19 protein-coding genes and 12 pseudogenes are annotated in these 22,882 nt (G+C 37.5%); 7 read left to right on the top strand and 24 right to left on the bottom strand.

Features of this window, described 5'->3' with window-relative positions:
- Positions 1 to 18: 18 nt before the first annotated feature.
- The 15 genes and pseudogenes from ispG to trmJ form a co-directional block, all read right to left on the bottom strand.
- Entirely contained in the window at positions 19 to 1,140 is a 1,122-nt protein-coding gene (gene ispG, locus AYJ55_RS13265; RefSeq protein WP_063656880.1) for a flavodoxin-dependent (E)-4-hydroxy-3-methylbut-2-enyl-diphosphate synthase, read from the bottom strand.
- A gap of 130 nt (positions 1,141 to 1,270) precedes the next feature.
- Complete coding sequence (gene rodZ / locus AYJ55_RS13270; RefSeq protein ID WP_063656960.1) at positions 1,271 to 2,299, bottom strand: cytoskeleton protein RodZ; 1,029 nt, start codon at positions 2,297 to 2,299, stop codon at positions 1,271 to 1,273.
- A gap of 99 nt (positions 2,300 to 2,398) precedes the next feature.
- Complete coding sequence (locus AYJ55_RS13275; RefSeq protein ID WP_162505557.1) at positions 2,399 to 2,710, bottom strand: tetratricopeptide repeat protein; 312 nt, start codon at positions 2,708 to 2,710, stop codon at positions 2,399 to 2,401.
- A gap of 189 nt (positions 2,711 to 2,899) precedes the next feature.
- Positions 2,900 to 4,069 (bottom strand): dual-specificity RNA methyltransferase RlmN, encoded by a 1,170-nt coding sequence (gene rlmN / locus AYJ55_RS13280; RefSeq protein ID WP_063656881.1) that lies wholly within the window; start codon positions 4,067 to 4,069, stop codon positions 2,900 to 2,902.
- A 113-nt stretch (positions 4,070 to 4,182) separates the two neighbouring features.
- On the bottom strand, positions 4,183 to 5,055 hold the full coding sequence (locus AYJ55_RS13285; RefSeq protein ID WP_063656882.1) for an IS982 family transposase: 873 nt from the start codon (positions 5,053 to 5,055) through the stop codon (positions 4,183 to 4,185).
- A 225-nt stretch (positions 5,056 to 5,280) separates the two neighbouring features.
- The gene (gene ndk, locus AYJ55_RS13290; protein ID WP_063656883.1) at positions 5,281 to 5,706 is read right to left on the bottom strand and encodes a nucleoside-diphosphate kinase; all 426 of its coding nucleotides are present in this window, start codon (positions 5,704 to 5,706) and stop codon (positions 5,281 to 5,283) included.
- A gap of 315 nt (positions 5,707 to 6,021) precedes the next feature.
- Positions 6,022 to 6,456, bottom strand: a complete 435-nt coding sequence (locus tag AYJ55_RS13295; protein WP_063656884.1) for an enhanced serine sensitivity protein SseB C-terminal domain-containing protein — start codon at positions 6,454 to 6,456, stop codon at positions 6,022 to 6,024.
- Positions 6,457 to 6,548: 92 nt separating this feature from the next.
- Positions 6,549 to 7,844, bottom strand: coding sequence for an aminopeptidase PepB (pepB, locus tag AYJ55_RS13300; protein WP_063656885.1), 1,296 nt, complete (start codon positions 7,842 to 7,844; stop codon positions 6,549 to 6,551).
- 73 nt (positions 7,845 to 7,917) lie between these two features.
- Positions 7,918 to 8,652 (bottom strand): annotated as a pseudogene (locus AYJ55_RS13305) (IS701 family transposase); the annotation flags it as partial.
- A 195-nt stretch (positions 8,653 to 8,847) separates the two neighbouring features.
- A pseudogene (locus AYJ55_RS29050) lies at positions 8,848 to 9,089 on the bottom strand (IS701 family transposase); the annotation flags it as partial.
- A gap of 204 nt (positions 9,090 to 9,293) precedes the next feature.
- Positions 9,294 to 9,605 (bottom strand): iron-sulfur cluster assembly protein IscA, encoded by a 312-nt coding sequence (gene iscA, locus AYJ55_RS13310; protein WP_063656887.1) that lies wholly within the window; start codon positions 9,603 to 9,605, stop codon positions 9,294 to 9,296.
- Positions 9,606 to 9,697: 92 nt separating this feature from the next.
- Positions 9,698 to 10,084 (bottom strand): annotated as a pseudogene (iscU, locus tag AYJ55_RS13315) (Fe-S cluster assembly scaffold IscU).
- A 24-nt stretch (positions 10,085 to 10,108) separates the two neighbouring features.
- Positions 10,109 to 11,323, bottom strand: coding sequence for an IscS subfamily cysteine desulfurase (locus AYJ55_RS13320; protein WP_063656888.1), 1,215 nt, complete (start codon positions 11,321 to 11,323; stop codon positions 10,109 to 10,111).
- A gap of 81 nt (positions 11,324 to 11,404) precedes the next feature.
- Positions 11,405 to 11,899: a Fe-S cluster assembly transcriptional regulator IscR gene (iscR, locus tag AYJ55_RS13325; protein ID WP_063656889.1), complete on the bottom strand. Its 495-nt coding sequence runs from the start codon at positions 11,897 to 11,899 to the stop codon at positions 11,405 to 11,407.
- An 87-nt stretch (positions 11,900 to 11,986) separates the two neighbouring features.
- A complete protein-coding gene (gene trmJ, locus AYJ55_RS13330) occupies positions 11,987 to 12,715 on the bottom strand; it encodes a tRNA (cytosine(32)/uridine(32)-2'-O)-methyltransferase TrmJ (protein WP_063656890.1) in 729 nt (242 codons plus the stop codon).
- A 123-nt stretch (positions 12,716 to 12,838) separates the two neighbouring features.
- Between trmJ and suhB the strand changes: the two genes are divergently transcribed.
- Positions 12,839 to 13,642 carry an inositol-1-monophosphatase gene (gene suhB / locus AYJ55_RS13335; RefSeq protein ID WP_063656891.1) on the top strand — a complete coding sequence of 268 codons (804 nt, stop codon included), beginning with the start codon at positions 12,839 to 12,841 and terminating at the stop codon, positions 13,640 to 13,642.
- Between the two features lie 340 nt (positions 13,643 to 13,982).
- Here the strand turns inward: suhB and AYJ55_RS13340 are convergent.
- Positions 13,983 to 14,246, bottom strand: a pseudogene (locus AYJ55_RS13340) (3-phenylpropionate MFS transporter); the annotation flags it as partial.
- Positions 14,247 to 14,317: 71 nt separating this feature from the next.
- Between AYJ55_RS13340 and AYJ55_RS29055 the strand changes: the two are divergent.
- A pseudogene (locus AYJ55_RS29055) lies at positions 14,318 to 14,566 on the top strand (IS701 family transposase); the annotation flags it as partial.
- 205 nt (positions 14,567 to 14,771) lie between these two features.
- Positions 14,772 to 14,939, top strand: a complete 168-nt coding sequence (locus AYJ55_RS29060; RefSeq protein ID WP_187153263.1) for a hypothetical protein — start codon at positions 14,772 to 14,774, stop codon at positions 14,937 to 14,939.
- Positions 14,940 to 15,115: 176 nt separating this feature from the next.
- Here AYJ55_RS29060 and AYJ55_RS13345 read toward each other — a convergent pair.
- From AYJ55_RS13345 to AYJ55_RS36070, 3 genes and pseudogenes are all read right to left on the bottom strand, one after another.
- Positions 15,116 to 15,676: pseudogene (locus AYJ55_RS13345) on the bottom strand (IS982 family transposase); the annotation flags it as partial.
- Positions 15,677 to 15,697: 21 nt separating this feature from the next.
- A complete protein-coding gene (locus AYJ55_RS13350; protein WP_063654603.1) occupies positions 15,698 to 16,519 on the bottom strand; it encodes an IS630 family transposase in 822 nt (273 codons plus the stop codon).
- A 37-nt stretch (positions 16,520 to 16,556) separates the two neighbouring features.
- Positions 16,557 to 16,658, bottom strand: a pseudogene (locus AYJ55_RS36070) (IS982 family transposase); the annotation flags it as partial.
- A 118-nt stretch (positions 16,659 to 16,776) separates the two neighbouring features.
- Between AYJ55_RS36070 and AYJ55_RS13355 the strand changes: the two are divergent.
- Positions 16,777 to 17,381 (top strand): annotated as a pseudogene (locus AYJ55_RS13355) (transposase); the annotation flags it as partial.
- Here AYJ55_RS13355 and AYJ55_RS13360 read toward each other — a convergent pair.
- On the bottom strand, positions 17,350 to 17,640 hold the full coding sequence (locus AYJ55_RS13360) for an MFS transporter (RefSeq protein ID WP_162505560.1): 291 nt from the start codon (positions 17,638 to 17,640) through the stop codon (positions 17,350 to 17,352). The pseudogene AYJ55_RS13355 and the gene AYJ55_RS13360 overlap by 32 nt on opposite strands.
- 149 nt (positions 17,641 to 17,789) lie before the next feature.
- On the opposite strand from AYJ55_RS13360, the pseudogene AYJ55_RS30820 reads away from it, so the two are divergent.
- Positions 17,790 to 17,924 (top strand): annotated as a pseudogene (locus tag AYJ55_RS30820) (IS982 family transposase); the annotation flags it as partial.
- Between the two features lie 55 nt (positions 17,925 to 17,979).
- Here the strand turns inward: AYJ55_RS30820 and AYJ55_RS29065 are convergent.
- Together AYJ55_RS29065 and glyA are read right to left on the bottom strand one after the other, a co-directional pair.
- Positions 17,980 to 19,017: pseudogene (locus tag AYJ55_RS29065) on the bottom strand (IS481 family transposase).
- A 72-nt stretch (positions 19,018 to 19,089) separates the two neighbouring features.
- Positions 19,090 to 20,358 (bottom strand): serine hydroxymethyltransferase, encoded by a 1,269-nt coding sequence (glyA, locus tag AYJ55_RS13375; protein ID WP_063656897.1) that lies wholly within the window; start codon positions 20,356 to 20,358, stop codon positions 19,090 to 19,092.
- Positions 20,359 to 20,809: 451 nt separating this feature from the next.
- Between glyA and AYJ55_RS13380 the strand changes: the two are divergent.
- Positions 20,810 to 21,130, top strand: a pseudogene (locus tag AYJ55_RS13380) (IS701 family transposase); the annotation flags it as partial.
- Between the two features lie 191 nt (positions 21,131 to 21,321).
- Here the strand turns inward: AYJ55_RS13380 and AYJ55_RS13385 are convergent.
- Together AYJ55_RS13385 and AYJ55_RS13390 are read right to left on the bottom strand one after the other, a co-directional pair.
- Positions 21,322 to 21,732, bottom strand: a pseudogene (locus AYJ55_RS13385) (IS982 family transposase); the annotation flags it as partial.
- A 23-nt stretch (positions 21,733 to 21,755) separates the two neighbouring features.
- Positions 21,756 to 22,577 carry an IS630 family transposase gene (locus tag AYJ55_RS13390; protein WP_063654603.1) on the bottom strand — a complete coding sequence of 274 codons (822 nt, stop codon included), beginning with the start codon at positions 22,575 to 22,577 and terminating at the stop codon, positions 21,756 to 21,758.
- Between the two features lie 38 nt (positions 22,578 to 22,615).
- On the opposite strand from AYJ55_RS13390, the gene AYJ55_RS13395 reads away from it, so the two are divergent.
- Entirely contained in the window at positions 22,616 to 22,825 is a 210-nt protein-coding gene (locus AYJ55_RS13395) for a hypothetical protein (protein WP_063656900.1), read from the top strand.
- Positions 22,826 to 22,882: the final 57 nt, after the last annotated feature.

Here is a 22,882-nt window from a genome sequence, read left to right on the forward strand (position 1 = left end):
TGAGCCAATATGATTAAATTATTTATCTAATTGTTCAATATCAATCCGCCAATTTTCATCCAACGTAACGGCCTTTGCCCGAATTTTAGCTTCCAACTGTTCGATCATATCAACATTATCTAAACGTTCTTTTTGACGAACCCCGTCTTCATAAAATCCGCTCTTTGCTCTTGCCCCTGTGACGCCAAGGGTAGAAACCTCGGCTTCACCAGGACCATTAACAACACAACCAATAATTGAAACGTCCATCGGGGTAATAATATCTTCTAACCGTTCTTCTAATGCATTAACGGTACCAATGACATCAAATTCTTGACGTGAGCAGGTTGGACAAGCAATAAAATTAATACCTCGCGAGCGAATACGCAGAGATTTCAAAATATCAAAACCGACTTTAACTTCTTCAACCGGATCAGCAGCTAATGAGATACGTAATGTATCACCAATCCCCTCAGACAATAACATTCCCAGTCCGATAGCAGATTTCACCGAACCGGCTCGCACTCCACCCGATTCGGTAATACCTAAATGCAAAGGTTGATTAATTTTATCAGCCAGTAAACGGTATGCGCCTACGGCCAAAAAAACATCTGAAGCTTTAACGCTAATTTTAAATTGATCGAAATTCAATCTATCTAATATATCCACATGGCGCATAGCCGATTCAACTAACGCTGCTGGCGTGGGTTCCCCATATTTTTCTTGAATATCTTTTTCTAATGAACCACCATTAACGCCAATCCGAATAGGAATATTTTTATCACGTGCACAGTCAACAACCTGACGAATACGTTCTTCATTACCAATATTACCTGGATTGATACGTAAACAATCCACACCATATTCAGCAACTTTTAGTGCAATACGATAATCAAAATGGATATCAGCAATAACAGGAATATTAACTTGTTGCTTAATAAGCTTAAACGCTTCTGCTGCATCCATTGTAGGCACAGAAACACGCACAATATCAACGCCCACTCGTTCTAAAGATTTAATCTGTTTAACTGTCGCTTCAACATCCGTTGTCCACGTATTTGTCATAGATTGTACTGTGATGGGTGCACCATCACCAACGGGAACATTTCCTACATAAATGCGCGTTGATTTACGCCTTTTTATCGGTGATTGATTATGCATATTACTCTCCTTCAACATCCATGTTTAATAAGTTGCGCTATTTCTATAATTAAAGCCATCGAATTGACGATGGCTTCTTAATTTGTTCACAATTTATCATTATTTATAGATGTTGTCTTACAATATTCATTTACAATCCAGGCAATTTAAACTTGGCTGAACGATTAGCTTTAATAAAGCGATTTAGATCAACGGAATTACCTCTGAATAACAGATTAGCATTGGCGGGTATACCAATATTAAATTGATAAGGAAGTTCACCATTTAATTCAAGTTTCTGGCCTGCATTTTTAATACCACTAAATAAAATCTTACCTTTAGCATCACGAACTTCTAACCAGCACTCCCCTTTAAAGTTCATAACAACTCCATCACCAGATTCTATACTAGCAGCATCATTATCAGCAGAAGCCTCTGCTGTTCTATCTCGTTCTGGATTACTATTATTATTCATACTGCCTGGCAATGGTACTGTTTTTACTTCTGCTGGATTTACTGACTCGATATTAGCATTTATATCACTATTTTTTTGTGTTTCAGAAGTTAATGGCGTTTTAGGAGCCGGTGATACGACATTATTAGCTATCGATGAGGTTACCGGCTGCACATTAGTTTCTGTCGACGATGTATTTAAATTATTTTGTTCAGTCTCTGCTGCTTCACCAGGAGTATAAGAAGGTGGATCTGCCGGCATTTGAGCAATATTCGAGCGATTCTGTTCAGCCATCGTGGCAATTTCTTGTTTTTGTACTTTATAACCTTGCCACCACCAAATACCTACCATAGCAATACAAATAATGATAATTAGCCAAGTAAATTTCATTAACCAGCCTTCGCGTTTTTTACGGGTTTTTCCTAGAGAATAACTCTGCATAGGAGAAACTACAACTGCTTTTGCTGGTGTATGTTTATCCAATAATTCGAGAATCTCTTTTTCTGGAATTTTCACTAATTTTGCATAAGAACGAATGTAGCCACGCAAGAAAGTAGGATCAACATTATGGGAATTGCTATCTTCTTCTATCTCACGTACTGTGCATACTTTTAAGCAAAGTCGCTCGGCAACGATTTCTCGGGAAAGACCAAGCGTTTCCCGTGCCTGCAATAAACGTTGGCCAACGGTGATTTCTGTTTTTTCTGTTTTAGGTTTGCTATTCATTCGCGGAAATATTGGTCTTTTTTGAGTTTTAACATCATGAAGGCTTTTAAAAAACTTCATCTATAAGTTAATAAAAAACCTTCATACCGATAATATTTCTTATTTTATTTTTGAAATATTTTGACAATTCAGCCCACTACGTTCTTCCTCTTTCCTCAATTTAATTATCTCCTCAGATATGTTTTCAGAGCATAAAAAGTCTAAATAATAATATCGCATACTTGTGTTATTGATTGCTGACGAACGAATTGCCACTTTAAAATATTTTAATGCTAAAGCTGGTTGCTTTTGCTGACGCATAATGACCGCCATGCCTAAATTTGCTATCCCATTTTTTGGCTCTGCCAGCATTATCTTCTTAAAATGATAAAATGCTGCTGGATAATTCCCTGCTGATAAATAAATAAGCAATGCCTAGCTGTGTCCGTGTCACAATCGCAATATCAACGTCTTTATTAATACTAGTACATCCTATTAATAAACCCACTAAAAATAGAATATTAATGATAGATATCCTTATCATATCACTCTCGTTTGTTTATATAGCTGGTAATAAAAGGAATTATGATATCTAATTCCCTTTATTTACATAATTAATATTCAGACTGCTTTTACTATAATTGGTTCACCAACAAGCCGTTTTTTCAATGTTCGTTTTGTTCGATCAATAACTTCACCCGCTAATTGACCACAGGCCGCATTAATATCATCGCCACGTATTTTACGCACAATAGTAGTATAATCGTATTTCATCAATACTTTTGCAAAACGATCAATACGGCTATTAGAACTGCGGCTGTAAGGCGCACCAGGAAATGGGTTCCAAGGAATTAAATTAATTTTGCTAGGCGTATGCCTAAGACATTCAGCTAGCTGATGTGCATGTTCAATACTATCATTCACGCCATTTAGCATGACATACTCAACTGTAACACGTCCCTGATTTGCATTAGATTTAGTGAGATAACGCCGAACACTAGCCAGGAAGGTTTCAATATTGTATTTTTTATTAATAGGTACAATCTGATCACGAATTTCATCAGTCGGAGCATGCAAGGAAATTGCCAAAGCAACATCGATCATATCACCCAATTTATCAAGCGCAGGCACAACACCAGACGTCGATAAAGTCACCCGTCGTTTTGACAATCCAAAGCCAAAATCATCCACCATAATTTCCATTGCTGGAATAACATTGTTTAGATTTAATAGGGGCTCTCCCATTCCCATCATCACAACATTGGTAATTGGGCGCCGGCCACTAGATTTCAAAGAGCCAATGACTTTAGAAGCCCGCCACACCTGGCCTATGATTTCTGCAACGCGTAAGTTACGATTGAAACCTTGTTGAGCAGTTGAACAAAACTTACATTCAAGGGCACAGCCAACTTGAGAAGAGACACAAAGTGTCGCTCGATCATCTTCAGGAATATAGACTGTTTCGACTTGTTGCTCACCTACCGTGATTGCCCATTTGATAGTGCCATCAGCAGAACGCTGCTCTTGCGCAATTTCAGGCGCCCGAATTTCAGCAACTGCTTTTAATTTAGTCCGCAACACCTTATTGATATCAGTCATCAAATCAAAATCATCATAACAGTGGTGATAAATCCATTTCATTACCTGATCGGCCCGAAATGGTTTTTCGTCCATGTCACTAAAAAATTGCCGCATCTGTTTACGATCCATATCCAACAAATTAACTTTTGTTGATTTGGTAACAAGAGAAAAAGAGGGCACCCACTGCGCTGTTGTTTTAGATTGAAACATTTTTATTGCCTCGTTATTACACTTTTCGGCGAAAACTGTAGATTTTTAATAATTAACTATATTTATTGGCATTAAATCTTATTTTAACCTGAGTTCGGGATAAGCATCATCAATTATGCTTGAAGAGATGTTCCTGCCACAGGTATCTTTGGTTTAGATGGAATTAAACAATATGCAACCAGCCCTGCTAATAAATTCACTACAAAGTTAGCAGGAGAGCGGTGCCGCATATGCGCTATCTGACAAAGATTTTTTAACTCATCAAATACCGTTTCAATGACAGAACGATGACGCAAGATGGCTTTGTCGAAACAAGTCTGTTCAACAGGCTTCATTTTCTTCTTGATATTCGTTATAAAGTTAATTCCCATTGTTTTCAGTTGCTGTTTCAATGAAGCCGATAAATACCCTTTATCCGCATACAAACAACCAGAAAGATCTTTCATCAGCTCAGGTAATGGTTTCCGATCATCTGTGTTTCCTGGTGTAAGTCGAAAACCGAGTATTTCCACCAAATGATTGATAATTACATGAAGTTTGAAACCAAAGAACCAACCTGTTGAGGTTTTTCCTTGTTCAGCTATCCCATCGAAGACTTTATGCCGGCGAATCCGTAAGTTATCACACACAGCTATCGGAGTAGAATCGGCAACCGACAGACCCGTGCACTTTCCCTTAATTGACTCAAACAGTGCCGTTAAAGCTAAGGCACTGCGCGGAAGTAACTCTACACAGCGTGAATATGATGGCAAGTTAGGAAATTCCTTCCTGAGATATAAACGGACATGATAGAGATAAAATACCTTGAATTGGCTGAATCGGAGTTGATGAAACAAAACAACCAGTGTCATCATTTCAACCAATGAAAGCTGAGTAGACCGTCTACGACGCTTACTACCGTTATTCAGCAAAATTTCATGCATTTTGGGCTCTAAGTCTTTACAAAAATCATCCATCAGGCAATAAAGTTCAGTAAGATTTTCCATAAATGTTTAACAATACTCTACTCTTTAACCAGATTGTTAGAGTATTTTAACGAAATATGCGCATTCAACTATTTGAATAGCAAGACTTTCACTTTATTTCTTATCCCGAACTTAGGTTATTTTAATAGCTTTATATGCCATAACCTTGTCAATAAATCACTTAACAAGGCATGGTATTTTACAAACTTTATTAATATTTTGCTAATAATATCCTATTTCTGTTTGTTAACGCGGACAAATTTCGTCATCAGTAAAGAAAAAAGCAATTTCTCGCTCTGCGGACGCGACAGAATCTGAACCATGGACTGCATTTTCGGTAAAACTACCAGCATAATCAGCACGTAATGTCCCTGGCAATGCCTTAGCGGGATCCGTTGCACCCATCAAATCACGATAACGCTGTATAGCATCGTTGCTCGCTAAAACTTGCAACATTATGGGGCCTGAGGTCATAAACTCGACTAATCCAGCAAAAAAAGGCTTACCTTTATGCTCAGCATAAAATCCAGCTGCCTGTTCTTCGCTTAAATGCACCATTTTAGCAGCAATAATTTCGAATCCAGCTTGCTCAAACCGGCCATAAATCGCACCAATAACATTTTTCTTAACCGCATTTGGCTTAATAATGGAAAACGTGCGTTGTATCGTCATTAGAAATCCTCTTCGCTGTTATTTTTCATCATGATATTTTTGCCTTGCATCTGCCTGCCAAGAAAAAGATTTGTCATCATTTTTATTAAGGCAAAATAGCTAGCTATTATAAATATTGGCAATTCAATTGCCCACTTAACGATAAATTTTGTTAATTTTTTTATTTCTTTAGCTTAAATCACATTTTTATAAAACTTAAAACACGAGACATGATCACAAACAATAATCTGCCCAATTCTCTTTAAGATTTAGGCATAAACAAATTTAAATATAAAAAAAGCGGGGGTATAAATAAGGGAATAATGGGTGAATAATTTAACAATTTTTAACAGCAATGGTGCTACGCAACCAGCCCCCTATTTTACGTTGATAAAATGGCTGCGTATGGCGCACAATAAAATGATCGATACCTGTACTATTCGGTTGCAAAAAATAAAAATCAACTGACTGATTAGTTTCCAGATAATCAAGCACTATGCTTCCTAACTGTGGAATTAATTGTTGCCCTTCTTTTTCATAGCCAATATTAATTTCTAAAGCAATAAGCATAACCGACGCTTCTACTACAGTATCATCCTCCGCTTGCAGCAAAAAAGCACGGCGTATGATTTTATGTTGTTGGAAAAATTGACACAGCACATTGATTAATTGTTGCGGCATAGTTTCAGGTATGCGCAATTTAATGACACTACCGCCTAGCACCGTAATGGTAGTCATCAGCGCGGCTTGATTGATTTTATCAGCTGCCATTTTAGCTTCTTTCCTAACTAATACTCTTTTGCTAACTAATTATTTACCCAAGGAAATAATATTTCTGGGTAAATAATCATACCAAATAACCGCTATTTTGCTTTTTTTAGCAATAAACTAGCAATCGTCCTGACGCCAATGCCAGTCGCACCTTCCGCCCATAAATTCATAGCAGATTTACGATAAGCCGCCGAACAATCGATATGTAACCACCCCTTATGATAATTTTCAACAAAATGAGATAAGAAAGCAGCAGCGGTGCTGGCGCCCGCAGAATGAGAAGGTGATGCAATATTATTGAGATCAGCAAATCCAGAAGGTAATTGTCGGCGATGAAATTCAGCTAAAGGTAATCGCCAAAAGAGTTCATTCTCCATTTCTGCTGCTGACATCAATTCAGCCACCAATTTGTCATCAAAACTCAATACCGATTGGTAATCGTTACCTACCGCGATTTTAGCGGCGCCGGTTAACGTAGCAGCATCAATAATTAATGCTGGTTTTTCTTTGCAAGCATCGATCAATCCATCTGCTAAAACCAGTCTTCCCTCCGCATCGGTATTCATAATTTCAACAGATTTGCCGTTACGGTAGCGAATAATATCACCTAATTTAAAGGCATTACCACTAACCATATTATCGGCAATGCAGAGGAAAAGTTTTACTCGTTGTTTTAAACCTCGGCTTATTGCTAAGGCTAACGCCCCAGTTAACATAGCTGCCCCACCCATATCGGCTTTCATTGAATTCATTGATGAAGATAGTTTTATGCTATAACCACCAGAATCAAACGTAATTCCCTTTCCTACTAAACAAGCAAATACCGGTGCTTTTAAATTGCCAGTTGGATTATAATCCAGCACTAGTAATGCGGGTGGACGGCTTGAGCCACGGCCTACAGTATAAATTCCACTATATTTCTGTTTGGCTAACTCTTCCCCCTGAATGATACGGCAGTTAATATTATCTTTTACTATTTCACATAATAAATCAGCGCTACGCTGAGCCAACTGTTCAGGCGATAATTCTTCAGCCGGTGCATTAATAATATCGCGTACCCAATCAATAATTCGGATGCGATACTGTAGCTCTTTTTTTTCATTTTCAGATAAATTTGGCCATTCAATCGAACGTGCTCCCTTAGGTGCTCTAAAGCCTTGCCAAAATGCCCAACTTTTTTCCAAGTCCCAGTCATTACCTGCTAACAGGACATGATGAATGCCTTGACTGTCCAATCTACGACCAGCACCTTGGATAGCACACAGTTTTGCTTGTGGCTTCAGATGAATGACTATCCCTTGTTCACTAGAACTGATTAATGCATTCTTTCCCCAACAAGGCGCCGCTACTTGATAAGATAGCGAGACTTGCATGATCTGCTTTTCCATTCCCTCTTCCCGCCTTAGTTTGTCATATTGTGTTTATGGAATAATTGATAAATATCACGAGCTTAGCACAAACCTAATTTGGGTATACTAATAACCCCCTGATCTGCTCAGCAATAGCATTTTTGATTACATGCCAATTTTGTTGATAAATAGTTATTTTTTCAGATATACGGCGTTTATGTTGTTCAAACCACGCAGAAATAGCGAGAAAAATATGATTTCTTTGCGCCTGACTCGTGCGAGCCTGACAGCGTTCAATACCACAATTTTGTTTAACTTCTCGATGATAAACTTCAACAGACCAACGGGCATCCATGATAGATTTGACGTATTCACGGGTGGGATTGTCTTTGTTTGTTACTAAGTAATTAATACGGCCGTTTTTGGCTATAAATTTGAAAACTGTCATCCAACCATAACCTCGTAAGTGTATTAAGGTTCCTTCTTCTGAGATGTCTAACTTGTTCAATTGTATATTACGGTTAACAATCCGATTTTTTCTCAGCGTAGTTACCCAAACCCAACCATGAGATCGAATTGATTTCAGATTATCCAGGCTAGAATACCAAGCATCCATCGCTATCGCTTCAGGCTTGATCCCTCTTTTTTTAGCAAGTGCGAGCGTTTCGGAAAAGTGCGTGTTTTTTGTTTTTCCATCAGAATCTTTATCATAAATACGATAATCAATAGGAATTGATTCAACAGTTGTTAGATTATGCCAAAGTAAATTAACTAAACCTATGCCAGCAATAACATCATGTTCATTACCTGAATGTTGATAATGGACCATCTCTATTTTTTTACTACGTCACGAGTTTCGCACAGGTATATAAAATTCCAGAAATGGCTTAAAAGCAATGGTTAATTTGCAAGTTACTAAAACGTATAAATTTGTTTAAATTACAATAAGTTGCTTTTAATTTATAAGATTTTGTCTATCTATATATTATGCTGAATTAAACTTAAAAATAAAGCGTTTTTTTATTGGTGCGAAACTCGTGTACGTGTTTTGGCAATCAATGTATCATCGGCAATTAGTACGCAAGAGCTTTTTTTGTTTATAGAAGGTTGAACTAATCGCCATAAGTCTTTAGGTCGAAAACATCTACTTTTTAGCCATCGGCTAACAGTGTCATGAGATAAAGGCGATGGGCTTACTTCTGATAACGCCAAACCAGAATACCTTACACTGCTTACTTGTAAGAATGCTTTATAGATATTTTTAATGCATGGATAACCGGACAAAATATGAACACCCTAATTTTTTCTTGTTTTTAAATTTATACTTCTTTTTTGGAGATTACGAAACTCGTGTAGAATATGAAAATATCAGACCAAAAAGGGTAAAATAATCCATAAATGCTCTAAGTTGAAAATATTAAATAGACGGTTGAAAAATTTGCCATATCATCTATTTAGTTTTGGACTTAACAAATAATAAATAAATTCTCATACGTTAAAGCTTTCACCGCAGCCACACTCATTTTTGCTGTTAGGATTGTTAAACTTAAAACCTTCATTAACAAAATCCAATTCTATCCCATTGAGATAAACAATGTTTTTACCATCAACGATAACTTTCACGTCTTTGTCTTCAAATATTGTATCGTCTTCATTAATGATATCAACAAATTCAAGCACATAAGCCATGCCTGAGCAGCCAGAAGTCCTAACGCCTAAACGTAATCCTTCACCTTTTCCTCGGTTATGAAAGAAAGTCAGAATACACTCTGCAGCATTTTCTGTTAGAGAAATTGACATACAACACCTCTCAATCAAAACCAGTGCAGGCTGATACTATAAACAAAAATAAAATAGCATCACGCCTAAAAGGGATTTTTACTATTAATTAATTATTTGCTTTGCCGTTTATTTTTATAGTCTGCAATGGCGGCTTTAATCGCATCTTCTGCCAAAATAGAACAGTAAATTTTAACCGGAAGCAGCTCTAATTCCTCTGCAATAGCCGTATTTTTGATAGTCTCCGCTTCATCCAGTGTCTTACCTTTCATCCATTCCGTTACTAATGAACTAGAGGCAATCGCCGAACCACAGCCATAAGTTTTAAAACGCGCATCTTCGATGATGCCTGCGTCATTAACTTTGATCTGAAGCTTCATGACATCACCGCATGCAGGTGCCCCTACCATCCCACTGCCACCATTGGATTATCATTATTAAACGAACCTACGCTACGTGGATTTTCATAATGATCAATCACTTTCCTCACTATATGCCATATTGTAAACTCCTGAAACCGTCTATTAATGATGAGCCCATTCAATTCTATTAAGATCGACACCCTGCTTATACATCTCCCATAGCGGAGAAAGATCACGCAGCCGACCTATCGCATTATGGATTAGCTGGATGGCATAATCGATTTCTTCTTCTGTTGTGAATCGACCAAATGAGAAACGAATTGAGCTATGAGCTAACTCATCATTCATTCCCAATGCCCTTAGTACATATGAAGGTTCGAGGCTTGCCGATGTACACGCGGAACCTGATGAGACAGCCAAATCTTTGAGTGCCATCATTAATGATTCACCTTCTACATAGTTAAAACTGACATTCAGAATATGAGGTGCGCCATTTACCAGAGAGCCATTAAGATAAACTTCTTCAATATTCTTAATGCCATTCCATAAACGTTGGCGTAAGGCATTTAATCTATCAGACTCTACCGCCATTTCTGCTTTAGCAATTCGATAAGCTTCGCCCATTCCTACAATTTGGTGGACAGGTAATGTCCCTGAGCGCATGCCTCGTTCATGACCACCGCCATGTTGTTGGGCTTCAAGTCGAATAAGGGGTTTACGACGCACATAAAGTGCACCTATTCCCATTGGTCCATACAGTTTATGTGCTGAGAAAGACATTAAATCAACTTTTAGTTTACTCAAATCAATCGGTAATTTACCGACCGCTTGGGTAGCATCAGCATGAAAAAAAATTCCTCGATTGCGGCAAAGTTCGCCAATAGAGGCAATATCTTGAATGATTCCAATCTCATTATTGACATGCATGATAGAAACCAAAATTGTATCATCACGCATAGCCGCTTCAAGTTCATATAAATCAATAAGACCGCTATTTTGTGGTGGAAGGTAAGTCACTTCAAAACCTTCACGCTCAAGTTGACGGCAAGTATCCAAAACCGCTTTATGCTCGGTTTTACTGGTAATGATATGTTTACCTTTTTTCTGATAGAAATTAGCAACCCCTTTCACAGCTAGGTTATCTGATTCAGTCGCTCCTGAAGTAAAAACAATCTCACGCGGATCCGCATTGACTAATTCAGCAATCTGATTTCGCGCAATATCAACAGCTTCTTCAGCCCGCCAGCCAAAACCATGAGAGCGGGATGATGGATTACCAAAATTGCCATCCATTGTCATACACTGGATCATTTTTTCAGCAACACGAGGATCAACCGGTGTGGTCGCCGAGTAGTCTAAATAAATCGGTAGTTTCATTAACTCACTAGCTCCATAAGACGAAAAACGCCTCAAAATTTTATCACTTTGCAATTATTCTATTTTGTAGAACCGTGCAATTTATGCTCGTATATTAATAATGGGTTCGGATTGATGAGTCATTCTCACATGGTGTTTATCGTTATCTTGACGATCAGCAACTTCTTGTACTTCTTGATTATTGACCAATTCCTCCAAGCTAATATTACTAAGAAAACTGGTAATACGGTCACTTAAATCACGCCAAAGTGCATGGGTCAAACAACGCTCTCCACCTTGACATCCTTCTTTTCTTCCCTGACAACGAGTGGCATCAACAGACTCATCAACAGCAGAAATCACTTGAGCAATAAAAATATTTTTCGCTTCCCGACCTAATAAATATCCGCCGCCAGGGCCACGAACACTGGAAACCAGTTCGTTTTTGCGAAGTCGAGAAAAAAGTTGCTCAAGATAAGAAAGAGAAATGCCCTGACGTTCCGATATATCAGCCAATGGCACAGGCCCTGTCTTTGAATGCAATGCCACATCCAGCATGGCTGTTACTGCATAGCGTCCTTTAGATGTGAGTCTCATAATATATCCCCATGGTTAAATGTGACAAAAATTGTGTCATTCCAGAGTGTTTTAGTCAACTATTTAACCTAGTAATTTACTCAACTATTATTTATGCCATTTTTCAATTGATGTGAGAATACCACGCAAAATATGAAGTTCCTGCACTTCGGGACGCGCTCGAGTAAATAAACGTCGCAATTTATTCATGATTTGCCCAGGGTGACGCTTTCTGATAAATCCAGATACATTGAGCACTGCTTCAAGATGGATATAAAATCGTTCTATATCCTCAAATGGCGGATATTGTACCCTATCTTCATTATCTACCGAGGATTTTTTTTCATTTATTGCTAGGTATGCCATACGAATTTCATAACTGATCAATTGAACAGCCATTGCTAAATTGAGTGAACCATATTCAGGGTTGGTTGGAATATGAAGATGATATTGGCATCTCTGTAGTTCTTCATTTGTTAAACCAACTCGTTCGCGGCCAAAAATGATAGCCACCGGAGAATTTATTGCCTGACGGACGGTTTTTTCGCCACATTCGCGAGGCGTTACCTGTGGCCATGATAACGTACGATCGCGCACACTCGTTCCAATTACCAAGCTGCATCCAAGCAAAGCTTGATCTAATGTTTTCACAATAATCGCTTGACTAATAACATCACTGGCGCCAGCTGATAATGCAATAGCCTGTGCATCCGGCAATATGAGTGGATTAACTAAGTACAAATTAGTTAGTCCCATCGTTTTCATCGCACGGGCAGTTGATCCCATATTTCCGGTATGCGATGTTTCAACCAAAATAAGGCGAATATTTTCTAGCATGATTGTCTTTATTCGGCGTTAATAATCAGGCTATTCTACCACAATCATAGTCATGTTGACGAATCTCTGTTATACTGCCGATCGCTTAAACCTTGTTCTTTAACATTCCAGTGGAAATAACCCATGCATCCAATGCTAACTATCGCTATACGAGCAGCTCGCCAAGCAGGTAACTTTATTGCTAAAAGCTATGAAAAACCTGACTCTATCGAAATAATGGCAAAAGGCCAAAATGGTTTCGTGACCAATATAGATAAAAAAGCAGAACAAATCATTATTGAAGTCATTCAAAAATCTTATCCTACTCATACCATCATTACCGAAGAGAGTGGTCAAATACTTGGTGAAAAAAATGATATTCAGTGGGTTATTGATCCTTTGGATGGCACAACCAATTTTACTAAACGCTTACCCCATTTTGCCGTCTCCATTGCAGTACGTATTAACGACCGTACAGAAATCGCCGCTATTTATAATCCTATGCTTAATGAGCTATTTACTGCGGTACGTGGGCAAGGTGCACAATTAAACGGTTACCGCCTTCGTCTTAAAAATAATAATGAATTAGAAGGGGCAATTATTGCCACGGGTTTTCCTTTCAAAGCGAAACAACATTCAGCTGCATATATTAATATTATCGCTAAACTATTTAAAAAATGTGCCGATTTTCGCCGCACAGGTTCAGTGGCTTTGGACTTAGCCTATGTTGCTGCTGGCCGTGTCGATGGCTTTTTTGAGATTGGCTTAAAGCCGTGGGATTTTATGGCTGGAGAACTATTAGTGCGTGAAGCCGGTGGAATTGTAACCGACTTCGTTGGCGGACATAATTATCTCACCTCTGGCAATCTGTTAGCTGGCAGTCCACGGATAGTGAAAAAAATGGTGCTAGAAATGCAGACTGAGTTAAGCGATCCATTGAAAAGCTAAACAATGCACTTAAAAAGCAATAGCCAAAGTTATATTGAGTTAATAATGTCTTGATGGCGTAACTTTGTCATTTACTAAGTTGGTGAAGGCTGCAAATGGTAGAAATTCACCATGGCTTTATTAGTTAAATAAACCCGCTAAATATTTTCAATATTTACTCTTGTTGTCGGTGCTTTATTTCTTAATTGGATATAAAACCCCTATTCCTTTTCAGGCATTAAGGGATATTTTAATGATTGGCCAGCTTGTTTAGTTTTAATAAAAAATTTTTTATCTGCATAGTTGGTTAATATTTATCTGTTATTCAAATTAAATGAACAACTTTAACTTAATTGTTCGGCTATTCCATCGAATTTAATGATGTTATTTTTTTATTCGGGCGAATAAATAGTGCTGGAATGACAATCAATACCATTAACCAAAATACCCAGTTATGGTGAAAAGGTAAATGTTCATAAACAAAACCCACCACAATTGTCACTACCGCTAAACCACCTCCTAACCCAAATGCCGAATAAAATGCTTGTAGCGGAATAATTTCACCTTCGCTACGTGCACTAATAAAACGCATTGCCGCCAGATGACAAACAGTAAAAGTACCACTATCACGAGTTTCGCAAGCTCCGAAAAAGAAGTATAAAGTTCAAAACAAGAAAAAATTAGGATGTTCATATTTTGTCCGGTTATCCACGCATTAAAAATATCTATAAAACATTCTTACAAGTAAGCAGTGTAAGATACTCTGGTTTGGCGTTATCAGAAGTAAGCCCATCGCCTTTATCTCATGACACTGTTAGCCGATGGCTAAAAAGTAGATGTTTTCGACCTAAAGACCTATGGCGATTAGTTCAACCTTCTATAGACAAAAAAAGCCCTTGCGCACTAATTGCCGATGATACATTGATTGCCAAAACACGTACACGAGTTTCGCACCAATAAAAAAACGCTCTATTTTTAAGTTTAATTCAGCATAATATATAAATAGACAAAATCTTATAAATTAATTGCAACTTATTGTAATTTAAACAAATTTTACGTTTTAGCAACTTGCAAATTAACCATTGCTTTTAAGCCATTTCTGGAATTTTATATGCCTGTGCGAAACTCGTGACGTAGTAAAAAAATAGAGATGGTCCATTATCAATATTCAGGTAATGAACATGATGTTATTGCTGGCATAGGTTTAGTTAATTTACTTTGGCATAATCTAACAACTGTTGAATCAATTCCTATTGATTATCAAGCCTGTTGCTCAATAGCAAAATTAATTATGACTTACAAAAAAACCAGCCGATGATGATAAAATCATCAATTTTTGCATTAAAAATAACCTATGTAAGATTAAAAAATAAACTATTTTTGTATTTTTTAGATGTATCTAACTTGTTTTTATTTTAAGCAACTTTATTTCACTATTGAGCAACATGCTTATCGTATTTAACCTGAGTTCGGGATAAGCATTATCAATTATGCTTAAAGATATGTTCCTGCCACCGGTATCTTTGGTGCAACCAGCCCGACTAATAAATTCACTACAAAGTTAGCAGGAGAGCGGTGCCGCGTATGCGCTATCTGACAAAGATTTTTTAACTCATCAAATACCGTTTCAATGACAGAACGATGACGCAAGATGGCTTTGTCGAAACAAGTCTGTTCAACAGGCTTCATTTTCTTCTTGATATTCGTTATAAGGTTAATTCCCATTGTTTTCAGTTGCTGTTTCAGTGAAGCCGATAAATACCCTTTATCCGCATACAAACAACCAGAAAGATCTTTTATCAGCTCAGGTAATGGTTTCCGATCATCTGTGTTTCCTGGTGTAAATCGAAAACTGAGTATTTCCCCCAAATGATTGATAATTACATGAAGTTTGAAACCAAAGAACCAACCTGTTGAGGTTTTTCCTCGTTCAGCTATCCCATCGAAGACTTTATGCCGGCGGATCCGTAAGTTATCACACACAGCTATCGGAGTAGAATCGGCAACCGACAGACCTGTGCACTTTCCCTTAATTGACTCAAACAGTGCCGTTATAGCTAGGCGACTTAATTTTGATTACAGCATATGTATTAAAAACAGGTCATCGATAGTGCATCCTGTTTCCATCTTTTTACGTTTAGCTTGAGACCATTTATGTTCTATAGGATTTAAATCTGGTGAATACACAGGCAAATATTCTATCTGGTGTCCTGCGTTTATAATTGCCTGTTCAATATTCTTACCTTTGTGAAAGCTAGCGTTGTCCATAAAAATAACAGAATTTTCAGGAAGTTCTGGGAGCAATATTTTTGTGATCCAAACATAAAAAACATCACGGTTAATATTGCAATCAAATAATCCGATAGCAAAAAGGGTTGTTCCCAATAAAGCGCCAATAACATTTGTTCTTCCCTTAGCACCCCAGTTTTTCAGGCCAAAACAACGGTGACCTTTTGGGGAATAGCCGTGAGTTCGTGGAGTGTCATGTGAAAAACCACTTTCATCAATAAAAACAACAGATTTATCTTTTTTTTCATACTGTTGTCTTTTTTGCTGATGTGCCAGCCTGTCGCTTTCGTTGGTTTTTGGATGGAATAGAGTTTTTTTATAGGTTAATCCCAGCTTTTTAAGGGATTGCCAAATAGTCTTTTTACAAACACCGAATCGCTCTGCCCGTTCCTTTTGGTAAGCATCTGGATACTGTTCCACATCTTTTGCTAAAGCATTTTTATCGAGCTTCCTCTTACGTGGCGTTGAATTTTTTGGCTCTGGTCGTTTAAGCCAACGTACTAAAGACGCTTTTCCAATACGGAATTGTTTCGCAGTTTCTCGAATTGTTAAACCTTCGGCTTTCCTTACAGATATTACTTTACGTCGAAAATCAATTGTATAACTCATAACACACCTTGTAATCAAAATTAAGTCGCCTAGCTATACGACGCTTACTACCGTTATTCAGCAAAATTTCATGCATTTTTGGCTCGAAGTCTTTACAAAAATCATCCATCAGGCAATAAAGTTCAGTAAGATTTTCCATCATTGTTTAACAATGCTCTACTCTTTAACAAGATTGTTAGAGTATTTTAACGAAATATGCGCATTCAACTATTTGAATAGCAAGACTTTCACTTTATTTCTTATCCCGAACTCAGGTTATTTATGATAAAGATTCTGATGGAAAAACAAAAAACACGCACTTTTCCGAAATGCTCGCTCTTGCTAAAAAAAGAGGGATCAAGCCTGAAGCGGTAGCGATGGATGCTTGGTATTCTAGCCTGGATAATCTGAAATCAATTCGATCTCATGGTTGGGTTTGGGTAACTACGCTGAGAAAAAATCGGATTGTTACCCGTAATATACAATTGAACAAGTTAGACATCTCAGAAGAAGGAACCTTAATACACTTACGAGGTTATGGTTGGGTGACAGTTTTCAAATTTATAGCCAAAAACGGCCGTATTAATTACTTAGTAACAAACAAAGACAATCCCACCCGTGAATACGTCAAATCTATCATGGATGCCCGTTGGTCTGTTGAAGTTTATCATCGAGAAGTTAAACAAAATTGTGGTATTGAACGCTGTCAGGCTCGCACGAGTCGGGTGCAAAGAAATCATATTTTCTCGCAATTTCTGCGTGGTTTGAACAACATAAACGCCGTATATCTGAAAAAATAACTATTTATCAACAAAATTGGCATGTAATCAAAAATGCTATTGCTGAGCAGATCAGGGGGTTATTAGTATTGGTAAAGTGGTAAAATAGGCCATCAATCCCCAACGAACAACCGCGCAACTAGCTGATAACAATAATAATCCACTTACCTGCCAATGACGAAAAAGGACATGGCTAAAGGTAAACACGATCACTTCAGCAACAGTTAACTGTTTTTGCCAAGTCGCGGCTAACGCATCGGTTAAAGGTATCATCGGTGAAAAAAAGAGATTGAAAGCCAACATGATAAATAATAACCATAACCCATGTGAACTTACGGTAAATCCAACAGCAAAGAGCAGCATTAAGCCAGCAAATAGACCCAAAGTCGTAATTAACCTGAGTTCGGGATAAGAAATAAAGTGAAAGTCTTGCTATTCAAATAGTTGAATGCGCATATTTCGTTAAAATACTCTAACAATCTTGTTAAAGAGTAGAGCATTGTTAAACAATGATGGAAAATCTTACTGAACTTTATTGCCTGATGGATGATTTTTGTAAAGACTTCGAGCCAAAAATGCATGAAATTTTGCTGAATAACGGTAGTAAGCGTCGTAGACGGTCTACTCAGCTTTCATTGGCTGAAATGTAGTAGCTCAGACTTGATCTGACAGCTACCGGTTATTTATACAGTATCTGTCAGGTTAAATTTGATTTAAATCTTTTTCTCTCCAAAGTTGTTTTCCCTCGTATAAAGTTGCCATAGGAGTTCGACCGCAACACATTTTTTCTTGATGAGTGCGTTTGGTTATTGTATTCGTCTAACCATTTGTCTAAATCAGCTTGTAATTCGGCTAAATTACCGAAGATTTCTTACGAAAAGCCACCTGATAGAATCTTGTAATACAGTTTTATGAAAGCGTTCACAAATCCCATTGGTTTGAGGTGAACGAGCTTTAGTTTTTGTATGATCAATATCGTTGATAGCGAGATAAAGTTGATGATCGTGATGCTCAACTTTACCACAATACTCACTGCCTCTGTCCGTCAGTATACGTAAAATCGGTAATCCATGCTGGGTGTAAAAAGGCAGAACCTTGTCATTTAATAAATCTGCCGCCGTTATCCCGCTTTCCGTTGTGTAAAGCTTACAATGAACGACTTTACTGTAAGTATCAATGTAAGTCTGTTGATAAACACGACCAACGTCTTTTAAATGACCGACATAAAAAGTGTCCTGTGACCCCAAATAACCCAGATGTGCTGTTTCAATCTCACCATTGGCCTCATCATCCTGTGCTTTTTTCGAGTGCGCTGATTTGTGATTCTGACAAGATAATCCTTTCTGTCGCTATTTTATCTTCTAGCGCCTTTAGACGTTTTTTAAAATTTCCAAGATGATGACGTAGCCAAATAGAACGAACACCACTTCCCGAAACAAAAATTCCTTTTTTTCTTAGTTCATTACTACTGCGGTGTTGTCCGTGTGCAGGGTATTCAATCGCATACTCAACTACAGCGCTTTCAATCTGTTCACCTACTCTATTTTTTACGTTAGGTACCCGTCGATTTTAATTAATTAAGGCATCGATCCCACCATCGTTAACAAGCTCTTGATAGCTATAGAAAGTAGCTCGGGATACCCCCATAATCTTACAGGCTTTTGATACGTTATGAAGCTCTTCAGCAAGGTTAAGTAACCCGACTTTATGTTTGATGATAGGATGATTTGTTTGATACATAGAATTACCTTTTATTTTATTATCTAATGATTTTAATTAAAACCGGTAACTCTCTTTTTTAAATCAGAATTGTCAGATTAAGTTAAGACTAACATATACAGGAAACTGTTGGCAAATCAACAATACTTTTTGTTTTACATTTTGGACCACGCTTTCATCATCAATCTTATCCAAAATATCACATATCCAATTGGCCAATTCAGCCGATTCTTTTTCTTTAAAACCACGACGAGTAATGGCGGGTGAACCAATACGAATACCTGAAGTAATAAATGGGCTCTGAGGATCATTCGGTACACTATTTTTATTGACGGTAATATTAGCACGACCCAGCGCAGCATCTGCCTCTTTACCCGTGATCCCTTTATCCACTAAATCTAATAAAAATAAATGGTTTTCAGTTCCACCAGAGACAACCTTGTAACCACGTTTGATGAAAACTTCAACCATCGTTTTCGCATTTTTAGCCACTTGCTGTTGATAAGTTTTAAATTCAGGCTCCATCGCTTCTTTTAATGCAACCGCTTTACCAGCAATAACATGCATTAACGGACCACCCTGAGCACCAGGGAATACGGCAGAATTTAGTTTTTTGTAAAACGCCTCATCACCACCTTTAGCTAAGATCAAACCACCACGTGGGCCAGCCAAAGTCTTATGGGTAGTGGTCGTCACGACATGTGCATGAGGAACAGGATTAGGATAAACACCCGCAGCGATCAAACCAGCGACATGTGCCATATCAACAAATAAATGAGCACCAATACTATCTGCAATTTGACGCATTTTAGCCCAGTCAACCACGCCTGAATAAGCAGAAAAACCGCCAATAATCATTTTAGGTTTATGCTTTTGTGCCTGAGTGGCTATATCGTCGTAATCAATTTTACCCTCTTCATCGATACCATAAGGAACAATATTATAAAGCTTACCGGAAAAATTGACGGGTGAGCCATGGGTTAAATGTCCACCATGAGCCAAATTCATACCTAATACCGTATCACCAGGTTGCAATAAGGCCATATAAACAGCGGTATTAGCTTGTGAACCTGAGTGTGGCTGAACATTAGCAAAATCCGCATCAAATAAAGTTTTTGCTCGATCTATAGCGAGTTGTTCAACAATATCAACATATTCACAACCACCATAATAACGTTTACCAGGATATCCTTCGGCGTATTTATTCGTAAGTTGAGAACCTTGAGCCTGCATAACTCTTGGACTGGTATAATTTTCTGAAGCGATTAACTCAATATGCTCTTCCTGACGCTTAACTTCACTTTCCATTGCCTGCCATAGTTCTTGATCATAATCTGCAATATTCATTTCACGCTTTAACATTTACTTCTCCTGACTCAGCCACATTTTAAATCTTTATTCAACTAAATGAATATCACACAGTGTAAACTCTTTTAGCTCACTGAGATAGCCCAAAAATAAAAAATTACACAAACGATTGCCACATCCGAATTATCAAATAAAAACATTTCTCAATAGCGATTTTAATTGCCAATTAAAATATTCTAATTCAATCTCAGTTTTACAATTAATTATTTACTTTTAACATTAAACAATTTAAGTTGCATATTAAATACAACTTATAAACTATGGCCAAAACTTAGGAACTTTATATGATAGATACTCAAACTATCGCGACCGTCAAATCAACTATTCCTCTTACTTATCTCCCCCTGCCCTAAATTAACCGCTCATTTTTATCAGCCACAAGTTTCGCAATCTCCAAAAAAGAAGTATAAATTTAAAAACAAGAAAAAATTAGGGTGTTTATATTTTGTCCGGTTATCCATGCATTAAAAATATCTATAAAACATTCTTACAAGTAAGCAGTGTAAGATACTCTGGTTCGGCGTTATCAGAAGTAAGTCCATCGCCTTTATCTCATGACACTATTAGTCGATGGCTAAAAAGTAGATGTTTTCGACCTAAAGACCTATGGCAATTAGTTCAACCTTCTATAGACAAAAAAAGCCCTTGCGTACTAATTGCCGATGATACATTGATTGCCAAAACACGTAGTAAAAAAATAGAGATGGTCCATTATCAATATTCAGGTAATGAACATGATGTCATTGCTGGCATAGGTTTAGTTAATTTCACGAGTTTCGCACAGGCATATAAAATTCCAGAAATGGCTTAAAAGCAATGGTTAATTTGCAAGTTACTAAAACGTATAAATTTGTTTAAATTACAATAAGTTGCTTTTAATTTATAAGATTTTGTCTATTTATATATTATGCTGAATTAAACTTAAAAATAACCTGAGTTCGGGATAAGCATTATCAATTATGCTTGAAAATATGTTCCTGCCACAGGTATCTTTGGTTTAGATGGAATTAAACAATATGCAACCAGCCCGGCTAATAGATTCACTACAAAGTTAGCAGGAGAGCGGTGCCGCGTATGCGCTATCTGGCAAAGATTTTTTAACTCATCAAATACCGTTTCAATGACAGAACGATGACGCAAGATGGCTTTGTCGAAATAAGTCTGTTCAACAGGCTTCATTTTCTTCTTGATATTCGTTATAAGGTTAATTCCCATTGTCTTCAGTTGCTGTTTCAGTGAAGCCGATAAATACCCTTTATCCGCATACAAACAACCAAAAAGATCTTTTATCAGCTCAGGTAATGGTTTCCGATCATCTGTGTTTCCTGGTGTAAGTCGAAAACTGAGTATTTCCCCCAATTGATTGATATAGCTAGGCGACTTAATTTTGATTACAGCATATGTATTAAAAACAGGTCATCGATAGTGCATCCTGTTTCCATCTTTTTACGTTTAGCTTGAGACCATTTATGTTCTATAGGATTTAAATCTGGTGAATACACAGGCAAATATTCTATCTGGTGTCCTGCGTTTATAATTGCCTGTTCAATATTCTTACCTTTGTGAAAGCTAGCGTTGTCCATAAAAATAACAGAATTTTCAGGAAGTTCTGGGAGCAATATTTTTGTGATCCAAACATAAAAAACATCACGATTAATATTGCAATCAAATAATCCGATAGCAAAAAGGGTTGTTCCCAATAAAGCGCCAATAACATTTGTTCTTCCCTTAGCACCCCAGTTTTTCAGGCCAAAACAACGGTGACCTTTTGGGGAATAGCCGTGAGTTCGTGGAGTGTCATGTGAAAAACCACTTTCATCAATAAAAACAACAGATTTATCTTTTTTTTCATACTGTTGTCTTTTTTGCTGATGTGCCAGCCTGTCGCTTTCGTTGGTTTTTGGATGGAATAGAGTTTTTTTATAGGTTAATCCCAGCTTTTTAAGGGATTGCCAAATAGTCTTTTTACAAACACCGAATCGCTCTGCCCGTTCCTTTTGGTAAGCATCTGGATACTGTTCCACATCTTTTGCTAAAGCATTTTTATCGAGCTTCCTCTTACGTGGCGTTGAATTTTTTGGCTCTGGTCGTTTAAGCCAACGTACTAAAGACGCTTTTCCAATACGGAATTGTTTCGCAGTTTCTCGAATTGTTAAACCTTCGGCTTTCCTTACAGATATTACTTTACGTCGAAAATCAATTGTATAACTCATAACACACCTTGTAATCAAAATTAAGTCGCCTAGCTATATTGCATACCATTGATGAGCTATTTCAGCCTGGAAAAGAAATTATTGATGCCTGGGCTAAAGCTTTTCACGTGCTAGCCGATATCTTTATTAACCGTGAAGAGCAGATCTACCAAACAAATGAAGAACGTATTGGAGGTTGGCGAGGTTTACGTCATTACATAGTGGCTAAAAAGATCCCGCGCAGCGAAACGATCACCAGTTTTCAATAAAATAGTTGCTGAATAGAGACTTGCATTTTTTGTCACGCTATAGACAATAAAAAGAGG

This window comes from Candidatus Arsenophonus triatominarum (genome assembly GCF_001640365.1).
GTDB lineage: Bacteria > Pseudomonadota > Gammaproteobacteria > Enterobacterales > Enterobacteriaceae > Arsenophonus > Arsenophonus triatominarum.

What these genes read in the sequence shown, in the direction of transcription:
- ispG (WP_063656880.1), bottom strand. Translation starts at nt 1,140, where the DNA reads ATGCATAATCAATCACCGATAAAAAGGCGTAAATCAACGCGCATTTAT.
- rodZ (WP_063656960.1), bottom strand. Translation starts at nt 2,299, where the DNA reads ATGAATAGCAAACCTAAAACAGAAAAAACAGAAATCACCGTTGGCCAA.
- rlmN (WP_063656881.1), bottom strand. Translation starts at nt 4,069, where the DNA reads ATGTTTCAATCTAAAACAACAGCGCAGTGGGTGCCCTCTTTTTCTCTT.
- AYJ55_RS13285 (WP_063656882.1), bottom strand. Translation starts at nt 5,055, where the DNA reads ATGGAAAATCTTACTGAACTTTATTGCCTGATGGATGATTTTTGTAAA.
- ndk (WP_063656883.1), bottom strand. Translation starts at nt 5,706, where the DNA reads ATGACGATACAACGCACGTTTTCCATTATTAAGCCAAATGCGGTTAAG.
- AYJ55_RS13295 (WP_063656884.1), bottom strand. Translation starts at nt 6,456, where the DNA reads ATGGCAGCTGATAAAATCAATCAAGCCGCGCTGATGACTACCATTACG.
- pepB (WP_063656885.1), bottom strand. Translation starts at nt 7,844, where the DNA reads ATGGAAAAGCAGATCATGCAAGTCTCGCTATCTTATCAAGTAGCGGCG.
- iscA (WP_063656887.1), bottom strand. Translation starts at nt 9,605, where the DNA reads ATGTCAATTTCTCTAACAGAAAATGCTGCAGAGTGTATTCTGACTTTC.
- AYJ55_RS13320 (WP_063656888.1), bottom strand. Translation starts at nt 11,323, where the DNA reads ATGAAACTACCGATTTATTTAGACTACTCGGCGACCACACCGGTTGAT.
- iscR (WP_063656889.1), bottom strand. Translation starts at nt 11,899, where the DNA reads ATGAGACTCACATCTAAAGGACGCTATGCAGTAACAGCCATGCTGGAT.
- trmJ (WP_063656890.1), bottom strand. Translation starts at nt 12,715, where the DNA reads ATGCTAGAAAATATTCGCCTTATTTTGGTTGAAACATCGCATACCGGA.
- suhB (WP_063656891.1), top strand. Translation starts at nt 12,839, where the DNA reads ATGCATCCAATGCTAACTATCGCTATACGAGCAGCTCGCCAAGCAGGT.
- AYJ55_RS29060 (WP_187153263.1), top strand. Translation starts at nt 14,772, where the DNA reads ATGGTCCATTATCAATATTCAGGTAATGAACATGATGTTATTGCTGGC.
- AYJ55_RS13350 (WP_063654603.1), bottom strand. Translation starts at nt 16,519, where the DNA reads ATGAGTTATACAATTGATTTTCGACGTAAAGTAATATCTGTAAGGAAA.
- AYJ55_RS13360 (WP_162505560.1), bottom strand. Translation starts at nt 17,640, where the DNA reads ATGCTGCTCTTTGCTGTTGGATTTACCGTAAGTTCACATGGGTTATGG.
- glyA (WP_063656897.1), bottom strand. Translation starts at nt 20,358, where the DNA reads ATGTTAAAGCGTGAAATGAATATTGCAGATTATGATCAAGAACTATGG.
- AYJ55_RS13390 (WP_063654603.1), bottom strand. Translation starts at nt 22,577, where the DNA reads ATGAGTTATACAATTGATTTTCGACGTAAAGTAATATCTGTAAGGAAA.